The organism is Accumulibacter sp. (assembly GCF_029255145.1).
Classification (GTDB): Bacteria; Pseudomonadota; Gammaproteobacteria; order Burkholderiales; family Rhodocyclaceae; genus Accumulibacter.
Window position 1 is genome coordinate 71,094 of record NZ_JAPUVQ010000113.1, and the last position, 9,773, is coordinate 80,866.

General features: G+C 62.4%; 9 protein-coding genes. 2 read left to right on the top strand and 7 right to left on the bottom strand.

What is annotated here, in order from left to right; translation table 11 throughout:
- Positions 1–13 precede the first annotated feature (13 nt).
- The 4 genes from ndk to Q1L50_RS12580 form a co-directional block, all read right to left on the bottom strand.
- Positions 14–442, bottom strand: a complete 429-nt coding sequence (ndk, locus tag Q1L50_RS12565) for a nucleoside-diphosphate kinase (RefSeq protein ID WP_300339263.1) — start codon at positions 440–442, stop codon at positions 14–16.
- 182 nt (positions 443–624) lie between these two features.
- The gene (locus Q1L50_RS12570) at positions 625–1,908 is read right to left on the bottom strand and encodes a TRAP transporter large permease subunit (RefSeq protein ID WP_300339265.1); all 1,284 of its coding nucleotides are present in this window, start codon (positions 1,906–1,908) and stop codon (positions 625–627) included.
- Positions 1,905–2,609 carry a TRAP transporter small permease gene (locus Q1L50_RS12575; RefSeq protein WP_300339267.1) on the bottom strand — a complete coding sequence of 235 codons (705 nt, stop codon included), beginning with the start codon at positions 2,607–2,609 and terminating at the stop codon, positions 1,905–1,907. Before Q1L50_RS12575 ends, Q1L50_RS12570 begins: the two co-directional genes overlap by 4 nt.
- Positions 2,610–2,698: 89 nt before the next feature.
- The gene (locus Q1L50_RS12580; RefSeq protein WP_300339269.1) at positions 2,699–3,712 is read right to left on the bottom strand and encodes a TRAP transporter substrate-binding protein; all 1,014 of its coding nucleotides are present in this window, start codon (positions 3,710–3,712) and stop codon (positions 2,699–2,701) included.
- Positions 3,713–3,903: 191 nt separating this feature from the next.
- On the opposite strand from Q1L50_RS12580, the gene Q1L50_RS12585 reads away from it, so the two are divergent.
- Positions 3,904–5,898 carry a PAS domain-containing sensor histidine kinase gene (locus Q1L50_RS12585; protein WP_300339271.1) on the top strand — a complete coding sequence of 665 codons (1,995 nt, stop codon included), beginning with the start codon at positions 3,904–3,906 and terminating at the stop codon, positions 5,896–5,898.
- Positions 5,895–6,494, top strand: a complete 600-nt coding sequence (locus tag Q1L50_RS12590; protein ID WP_300339273.1) for a response regulator — start codon at positions 5,895–5,897, stop codon at positions 6,492–6,494. Before Q1L50_RS12585 ends, Q1L50_RS12590 begins: the two co-directional genes overlap by 4 nt.
- A gap of 42 nt (positions 6,495–6,536) precedes the next feature.
- Here Q1L50_RS12590 and tilS read toward each other — a convergent pair whose 3' ends face one another.
- The 3 genes from tilS to Q1L50_RS12605 form a co-directional block, all read right to left on the bottom strand.
- Positions 6,537–7,946 (bottom strand): tRNA lysidine(34) synthetase TilS, encoded by a 1,410-nt coding sequence (gene tilS, locus Q1L50_RS12595; protein ID WP_300339275.1) that lies wholly within the window; start codon positions 7,944–7,946, stop codon positions 6,537–6,539.
- Positions 7,915–8,883, bottom strand: a complete 969-nt coding sequence (locus Q1L50_RS12600) for an acetyl-CoA carboxylase carboxyltransferase subunit alpha (RefSeq protein WP_300339277.1) — start codon at positions 8,881–8,883, stop codon at positions 7,915–7,917. Before Q1L50_RS12600 ends, tilS begins: the two co-directional genes overlap by 32 nt.
- A 93-nt stretch (positions 8,884–8,976) precedes the next feature.
- The gene (locus tag Q1L50_RS12605; RefSeq protein ID WP_366145237.1) at positions 8,977–9,477 is read right to left on the bottom strand and encodes a DNA-3-methyladenine glycosylase; all 501 of its coding nucleotides are present in this window, start codon (positions 9,475–9,477) and stop codon (positions 8,977–8,979) included.
- Positions 9,478–9,773 lie beyond the last annotated feature (296 nt).

The following is a 9,773-nucleotide window of genomic DNA, read 5'->3' on the forward strand; positions in this document are numbered from 1 at the left end:
CCGATGCTTCGGCCTAGCGGCCGGAATAGACGGCCATCGCCGGAAAGAAGAAGGCAATCTCGGTCTTCGCCGTTTCCTCGCCGTCCGAGCCATGCACGGCGTTGGCGTCGATCGACTCGGCGAAGTCCGCACGGATCGTTCCCGCGGCGGCCTTCTTCGGATCGGTGGCGCCCATCAGCTCGCGGTTCTTGGCAATCGCATCCTCGCCCTCGAGTACCTGCACCATCACCGGACCGGAAATCATGAACGACACCAGATCATTGAAAAACGGACGCTCCTTATGCACGGCGTAGAAACCGCCAGCTTCCTGTGGTGACAGCCAGGCCATCCTGGCGGCGATCACCTTCAGCCCGTTGGTCTCGAAACGGGAGTAGATCTTGCCAATCACGTTCTTGGCGACGGCATCGGGCTTGATGATGGAAAGAGTACGTTCGACGGCCATGAATCATTCTCCAAACAGTAGGTAGTCAAGAAAAACGACGACAAATCATATCGCTAGAAACACAACCTCATATTATACCAAGACTCCGGCACAGATCTGCTATCGCCGGGCGACGAAAAGCAAGGCGCGCGTACGGGTCTCCCCGCACGCGCGCCTCTATCGCGCCAGTTCTGGCGTGGCGTCTACATCATGCCCAGCCTGGTCGGCAGCCAGGTCGAAATGATCGGAACATAAGTGATGAGGACCAGGTAGGCGAGCATCGACAGCAACCACGGCCAGACGGCGATGGTCAGATCGGTAATCCCCATCTTGGTAATCCCCGAGGCCACATAGAGGTTGAGGCCGACCGGCGGATGGCACATCCCCACTTCCATGTTCACCACCATCAGGATGCCGAAGTGCACCGGATCAATCCCCAGGGTCATCGCTACCGGGAAGAGAATCGGCGCAAAGATCAGCACGATCGACGACGGCTCCATGAAGTTGCCGGCAAGCAGCAGGATCACGTTCACCGCCAGCAGGAAGGCGATCATGCCAAGTCCGTGGCCCAGCATCCAGTCGGCCAACGTCTGCGGGATGTTCTCGTTGGTCATGATGAACGAGAAGAGCACGGCGTTGGTGATGATGTAGAGCAGCATCGCCGACATGTTCGCCGAGTTGAGCAGCACCCGCGGCACGTCGCTCAGCGACAGGTCCTTGTAAACAAAGACGGCGACGACGAAGGCGTAGACCGCGCTCATCGCCGCGGCCTCGGTCGGCGTGAACATGCCGCTGTAGATCCCGCCCATGACGATGACGATCAGCAGCAACCCCCAGGCCGATTCACGGAAAGCCTTGAAGCGCTCGGCGAACGACGATTTGGCCATGCGCGGATAGTTGTTGGTCCGCGCCCGATACCAGGTCACGCCACCAAGGACCATCGCCAGACCGATACCGGGGATCACGCCGGCCATGAACAGCGCGCCGACCGAGGTATTGGTGGCGACCGAATACATGACCATCACGATCGACGGCGGGATCAGGATGCCGAGCGCCCCGGAAGTGGTGATCACCCCGGCGCCGAAGCGCTTCGGAAAACCGGCCTTGACCATCGCCGGCATCAGGATCGAGCCGATCGCCACGACGGTCGCTGGCGAAGAACCCGAAACGGCCGCAAACAGCGCACAGGCGAGAACGCCGGCGAGACCCAAGCCGCCGTACCAGTGGCCGACCATGCTCGTCGCGAACCTGATCATCCGTCGCGCCACGCCACCGTGAGTCAGGAAGTTGCCGGCCAGGATGAAGAACGGAATGGCCATGATCTCGAACTTCTCGATGCCGGTGAACAACTTGAGAGCGACCGCCTCGAGCGGCACTTCGGTGAACATGAACAGGAAGCTGAGGACCGTCAGGCCGAGCGAGATCGAGATCGGCATGCCCGTCAGCATCAGACACAACAGGATGGTGAAGATGATGATGGCGTTCATTGTTTCTGGCCTCCGTTGCCCGAGCGATCTTCCGGATGTCGCTTCTCGTACGTCCGGTCATGGGGATGCAGGTTGTCCTCCATCTCGTAGACCGTCACCTCGTCCGGAATCTCTTCCGTTTCGAGTCCATCGACATGGCCGTGATCGTGGTGCGGCAACTCGCCGGTCTTCAGGAAACTCACGGTGACCTGCAGAAAGCGGAAACACATCAACGACGAACCCAGCGGGATGGCGCTATAGACCACCCAGGTCGGCCACTCGAGGTCGGGTGTCGTCGGCCCAGAGAACATGTCGTTGGTATTCATCCCGAGAAACTGGAAGATCGCGTAGTGGGCACCGTTGTCCCACACGAAAAACGCGCCCAAGGTACCGACGACGCCGGTAAACAAGGCGCCGGCGAGCATGCCAAAAACGACGAACTTGGCGCGCCAGCGATCGCTCAGGCGGTTGATCATCACGTCGACCCCGACGTGGATGCCGGTGCGAACGCCGTAGGCCGCTCCGAACTTCGCCATCCAGACGAACATGATGATGCACAATTCCTGCGCCCATCCGACGTTGAGCGACAGCAACCAGTCCTGCAAGACCGGAATTTCATATCCGGCCGCGTAGCGATGGGCGACGGAGATAAAGATGATCGTCGTCGCCGCCCCCATGAGGAAGGTGATCAGCCATTCCTCCAGGTGATCAAGTATTTTCATTCATGAGTCCCCCAGAAAGTCCCCGCCTGCCTGAAAAAAACCCGCTGGGCGTGGTGTCCCAACGGGCTGCTTTCGTGCTCTCTAGCTCCCTAGAGCTTGCTTGGATCGAACCCGGTCTCCTTGTACACCGACTGCAGTAGATCCTTGCCGATCCGCGATTCCATCTCCTTATGCACCGGCACCAGCGCCTTCTTGAAGGCCAGGCGCTGTTCGGGCGTCGGCACGTGGACGGCCGTCTTGCCGGTCTTCTTGACCGATTCGAGGTCCTTGTCGTTCTGCTCCTTGGCGATCTTGTTGGCGTACTCGGTCGACTCCTTCATCGCCGCTTCGAGCTGGCCGCGGACGTCTGCCGGCAAGCCGTCCCAGAACTTCTTGTTGACGATCACGGCGTAACCGAGGTACCCATGGTCGGTCAGCGCCAGATGCTTCTGCACTTCGAAGAACTTCTGGGTGTAAAGGTTGGAGATCGGGTTCTCGGTCCCGTCGACAACACCGGTCTGCAGCGCCTGATAAACCTCTGAGAAGGCCATCACCTGCGGAATCGCCTTGAGCGCGCGCATCTGCGCTTCGAGCACCTTGGACGACTGAATGCGCAGCTTCTTGCCCTTGAGATCCTCCGGCATCATGATCGGCGTGTTCGCCGAAAACGACTTGAAGCCGTTGTCCCAGTAGGCCAGGCCGGTCACCCCCTTGGGCTCCAGCTTCTTCAACAGGCTCTTGCCAAGCGGACCCTGGGTCACTTTGTGCAGGTCGACGTAGTTGTCGAAGATGTACGGCAGGTCGAAGACTTCAAACTCCTTCACGCCGAGCGGGCCGAACTTGGCCAGCGACGGCGCGAGCATCTGCACGGCACCGAGTTGCAGCGCCTCGAGTTCCTCCTTGTCCTTGTACAGCGTCGAGTTGCCGTAGACTTCGACCTTGACCTTGCCCTTGGTCAGTTCGCCGGCGCGCTTGGCGAAGAAATCCGCACCCAGACCCTTCGGCGTATCGTTGGCTACCACGTGGCTGAACTTGATCACGATCGGATCGTCGGCGAGAGCTGTGAGCGGCCCGGCGGACACCGCGCAGACCACCAAGCCAAACAGCAGTTTCGAAATTTTCATGTTGTCTCCTCCATTCGAGAGTTGGTTGTGAAATCACGCCATGACTGTGTTGCAGCAGCGAATATCACAAAAAAACGCGCTGGCGAGTATTGTGGAAATCCGCAATGCAATGCATCGACCAAGCGCCGGACCGCGGTTTGACATCGTCCATGGCGCTCTCGGCAGTCAGAACTTGGGTAAGATGGCAGCCCATGAAAGACGCCCCCCTCGTATACCAGCGCGACCTCCGGCGGCCCATTCCCCAGAATTGGTCGCACTGGTACCTCTCGATCCTCAAGGTGGCCGTCGGCCTGCTGCTGATCCTGCTGATCGCGCTGCTCTGGCTGTTGCGCCAGAACGCGATCGATGAACAACGCTCGACCTTGATCGCCGACGTCCTTTGGCTGGAGCAAAGCGTTCGCTTTCACCTCGAGGGCAACTCCGAGCAACTGCGGCAACTCGCCCTCGACCTCACCCGGGCAGGCGATCAGGAGGCTCTATTCGCTCTGCGCGCGCGCCACATACTCAAGAACAACCCGGAACTGCAGCAGGTCCTGTGGCTGGACGCAACGGCCACCGCGGTGCACGGGATGCCGACCCGAAAGCTGCCGCGACACGAGTCGGAAGCATCCGACGACAGCCCCGTCGGCCGCGCGATCGAACTCGCCCGCCTCGGCGAGCCGGTCTACAGCGACGCCTATCAGACGGCTGAGGCAAGCCAGTTCGAACTCTACGTGCCGATCTTCGATGACGGCCGCTATCGCGGCACGCTGCTCGGCGTCTATTCGCTCAATGGCCTGCTCAAACAACAGGTTCCCTGGTGGTTCGCCGAAAAATATCAGGTCCGCGTTCTGGACGGCAACGGCAGCGTACTGGCCAGCAAATCGAAGATTGACGCCGCGGCGACCACCCTCAGCTACCCGGTCATCCTCGACCCGCCAGGCTATGGCGTCGTGCTGCAGGTCACCGCCTACCGCGGAGCGGACAATCTGGCGCAGACCCTGATTGCGGCGCTGATCATTGTCCTGGCGGCGGCTGTCTTCTGGAGTCTGTGGGCGGTCCGTGGTCTGATCCAGAGGCGGCTCTACGCCGAGCAGGCACTGCGCTCGGAGTACGCATTCCGCAAGGCGATGGAGGACTCGCTGATGGTCGGCATGCGGGCGCGCGACCTCGACGGCCGGGTCAGCTACGTTAACCCGGCGTTCCTGCATATGGTCGGCTTCAGCGCCGAAGAGCTGATCGGCAGCGAGCCGCCGATGCCCTACTGGGCGCCGGAAGAAATGGAGAGAACCCTGCAGCTGCACAACGAGGTACTCCAGGGCAAGGCGCCACCAGAGGGCTTCGAGATCCGCCTGATGCGCAAGGACGGCAGCCGCTTCGATGCTCTGGTCTATGAGGCGCCGCTGATCGACGCCGATGGTCAGCAAACCGGCTGGATGGCGTCGATCATCGACGTCACCGTCCGCAAGCACGCCGAGGAACTCGCCCAGCAGCAGCAGGAAAAACTTCAGGTCACCGCACGCCTGGTGACCATGGGCGAGATGGCGTCAACGCTGGCCCACGAGCTGAACCAGCCACTGGCGGCAATCACCAGTTACAACGCCGGCTGCCTGAACAAGCTCGAGTCGGGCAATTTCACGACCGAGCAGCTGCAGGAAGCGCTCGGAAAACTGGCCGTCCAGGCCCAGCGTGCAGGCCACATCATCCGCCGGGTGCACGACTTCGTGCGCAAGAGCGAACCCAAGCGCGCGCCATGCGACCTCGCCGAAGTGATCGACGACAGTGTCGGCTTCATCGACGGGGCGGCGAAGGCCCGCGGCGTCCGTATCGTCCGCGAGATCCAGGGCATGCGTCCCGAACTGATGGCCGATCCGGTGATGCTCGAACAGGTGCTGCTCAACCTGATGCGCAACGGCATCGAGGCGATGCGGCACACCCCCTCCGAGCAGCGGCGGCTGACCGTCAAGCTCAGCCAACTCGACAATCATCAAATGGAGATCCGGGTGATTGATCGTGGCCCGGGGATCCCGCCCGAGGTGAAAGACAAGCTGTTTACCCCGTTGTTCTCGACCAAGGCCGAGGGCATGGGCATGGGACTCAACATCTGCCGTTCGATTATCGAGGTTCACCACGGCCGGCTCTGGGTTGAGCCCAACCCGGAAGGCGGCTCGATCTTTTTCATCACCCTCCCGATTGCCATGCAATGAGCCCGCACGCCTACCTGGTCGACGACGACGAAGCGATCCGCGACTCACTCGGCTGGCTACTCGAATCGCGCGGTGTCGCCTGCCTGAGCTACCCCTCTGCCGAAGACTTCCTGGCTGCCTGGAACCCCTCGCTTACCGGCTGCATCGTGCTCGACATCCGCATGGACGGCATGAGCGGACCCGAGCTTTTCGCGACCTTGTGCGAGCACGGCAGCAAGCTGCCGGTGATCTTTCTGACCGGCCACGGTGACGTGCCGATGGCCGTCGCGGCACTGAAGCAGGGTGCTTTCGATTTTGTCGAGAAACCCTGCAACGACAACGAACTGGTCAATCGCGTGATCGAAGCGCTGAAGCTCGATGAAACCCAGCGGCTGGCGGCGTCGGGCGCCGATACGGTAAACGCCCTGACCGACCGCCTCACCACCCGCGAGCGGCAGGTCATGGACCTGATCCTGGCCGGAAAGCTGAACAAGGTGATCGCCGACGAACTGCAGATCAGCATGCGCACGGTCGAAGTGCACCGCGCCAACCTCTTCGAAAAAATGGGCGTCAGAACAGCAGTTGAACTGGCGCAACTGCTGGCCGGCAAACGCTGACCACGGTTGCGGATCCCGTTCCCGGCGAACGCCGCCAGGGCCTCAAGCGGGCGCCATCTGGAAAGCCGCAGGTGGCGGGCCGTCGCCAGCCTCCCAGAGCGGCACCAAACCCTCCTCACCCGGCGCACAGGCGAAGGCCGCATCGACACCGACCCCGCCAACCCACGCCAGCCGCTCGCCGCACCACAGCAGTGGCAGGCGCGCTCGTTCCCAGGGTGGCATCGCCGCTTCCTGCAACACGTTGCGCAGGCTTCTTGCCGGCCGCCGCGGATCGGGCCGCAGACGCTCACCGCCCTGCCTGGACCGGAGGCAAACACTGGCGCCGACGAGCAAGCGATGACTGATCCCGCTGCCTACGGTGCGTACGAAGGACACCCGATCGCCGCCCCACGGCAAGGCCAGCTCACCGTTCCAGGGAACGGCAACTTGCGGAATCGGCTCGCGCCGCACGACGACGTGCAATTCGCCACGATAGGCGCGCAACTCGCCATCCCGCGTCGCGACGCAGGTTTGCGAACTGGCGCCGACCCGCGACAACTGCCGCAGGGCCTCGTCAAGCCAGCGTTCATCGGGAGCGCGAAAACCGGCAGTACGAAGCTCCCAGCGCAACAGGTTGCGCGCTCGCGGCGCGCTCAGGGCATTGAAACGCGCCAGATCGATGCGCCCCTGCGCACCGGCAGCGGCGCCCCGGTCGGCGCTCGCCAGCTCTTCGAGCTGCGCTGCTGCCTCTGAAAAGTGCCGCGCGGCGCGCGCCAGCGCCTGCGCCGCTCCGGGGAAGATCTCCTTGATTCGCGGCATGACTTGCTGTCGCAGGTAATTGCGGCGGTAGCGGCAGTCGGCGTTGCTTTCGTCTTCGATCCACGCCAGCGAATGCTCTTCGGCATAGCGCGCAATCTCCGACCGCGCAACGTCGAGCAAGGGACGGATCAGCCGGGGCCCGGCAGCCTGCGAGCGTTCGGCAGGCATCCCGGCGGCGCCGCCGACGCCAGCGCCGCGCAGCAACCTGAACAGGACGGTCTCGGCCTGATCGTCGCGGTGATGCGCCAGCGCCAGCCAGTCTGCGGAGCAGTTGGCAAACACCGCGTGCCGCACGCCGCGTGCCGCTGCTTCCAGTCCCTCACCGCGAGCATCCGGCACTTGTGCTCGAACGACCGCCAGCGGTACGCCGCGGCTTCGGCAGAAGTCCGAACAGAACATCGCCCACGCGTCAGCGTTGGCGCTCAGGCCATGGTGCACGTGCACCGCCGACAGCTCCACAGCGACGCCCGTTCGCCGTAGGCGATCGAGCGCGTGCACCAGTACGACCGAATCAAGACCGCCGGAAAGGCCGACGCACAAGCGGGCGCCCAACAACAAGCGGGGCTTGAGAAACGCCGCCAGCGTCTGCGCGATCAGACCGGCGGATCCTGGCTGACCGAACTCAGTGCCGTGCCTGTTCTTTGACCCGGCCATAGGCCAGCAAACGTTCCAGGCGCCGCTTCAGCAAGTCGCGAGTCGGCACCGGGGCGAGCTGCTGCAAGGCTTCCTGCAGCGCCTGCTTGAGGTTCTTGGCCATTGCCGGATGGTCGCGATGGGCGCCGCCGGTCGGTTCGTTGACGATCCTGTCGATCAAACCCAGGGATTTCAGGCGCGGAGCGGTAATGCCCATGATCTCTGCCGCCTCGCTCGCCTTTTCGGCGCTCTTCCAGAGGATCGTCGCGCAGCCCTCGGGAGAAATCACCGAATACGTCGCGTATTGCAGCATCTGCACCTGGTCGCCAACGCCGATCGCCAGGGCACCGCCCGAGCCTCCCTCACCAATGACGGTGACGATGATCGGCACCTTCAGCTCCGCCATGACGTAGAGGTTGCGGCCGATGGCCTCTGATTGGCCGCGTTCTTCGGCGTCGATGCCGGGATACGCCCCGGGCGTGTCGATGAAGGTCAGTACCGGAATGGCGAACTTCTCGGCCAGTCGCATCAGACGCAAGGCCTTGCGATAACCCTCTGGCCTCGGCATGCCGAAGTTGCGGAAGATCTTGTCCTTGGTGTCACGCCCCTTCTGGTGGCCGATCACCATCACCGCCTGACCGCTGAAGCGGGCCAGCCCACCAACGATCGCATGATCGTCGGCAAAGCTGCGATCGCCGTGCAACTCCTCGAAGTCGGTGAAGATCAGCGACAGGTAGTCGAGGGTATATGGCCGTTGTGGATGGCGCGCCACCTGCGAGACCTGCCAGGCCGTCAGCCGAGCGTAGGTCTCCTTCGTGAGGCTCTGACCTTTCTGCTCAAGGCGACTGATCTCTTCCGAGATATCGACGGCCGACTCGTCCTGCGCGAAGCGCAGGGCTTCGATCTTGCCTTCGAGATCAGCGATCGGCTGTTCGAAATCGAGGAAACTGGTTTTCATCAGGCCCAACCGTGTTTGAAAGCATGCCGATTCTTCAAAACCTGTCATTCTAACCCGAAAGGACAAGCCACTGATCTGCCGAAACCAGCCGCGTCAATATTCCACGGGTAGCGGGTCGAGGCTTCGCCAGAGATACCAGGTCGCAACCGAACGCCACGGGCGCCAGCGTTCGCCATGCGCAGCAAGCGTCCGCCGCGGCGGACGCTCTCCCTGAAAGAAGTGTCTGGCCACCGCCTTCTGCAGGCCGATGTCGTCAAGGGGGAAGACATCGGGGCGCAACTGACTGAAGATCAGAAACATTTCGGCCGTCCACACGCCGATCCCGCGCACCGCAGTCAACTCGTCAATGACCTCCGCGTCGCTCATCGCCGACCAGTGACCGACGTGGATCTGACCGTTGTCGAAGTGCCGTGCCAGGTCGACGACATACTCGACCTTGCGCACCGAAAGTCCGCAGGCACGCAAGCTTGCCGGGTCACGCGACAGGATTTCGGTCGGGTTAATCGCCGGCAAAGCGGCTGCGAAGCGCTGCCAGACACTGTCCGCCGCTTTCACCGAAATTTGCTGGCCGACAATCGAGCGCACCAGGGTCACGAAGGGCTCTCCGCGCGAAACCAGCGCCGTGCCGGAAAAACGCTCAACAAGCCCAGCGAGTACCGGGTCGCCCCGTGCCAAGTCTGCTGAAGCCTGCTGCCAATAGCGAGGTGTCATCTGGCAATTGTACCGGCAACTGCCGGCCAGCTGGCGACGAGAGCAGTGCCCCAAACTCCGCGATTGGAATTCTTGCCGACCTGATGCCAGGGCTCTGCCCTACGCTGGAGCACCTCAAGGCGCGAGTTAGCCTGCGCCAGAGCGTGCTGAAGGTCGCTGAGCAGTCAACAGCGGGACGA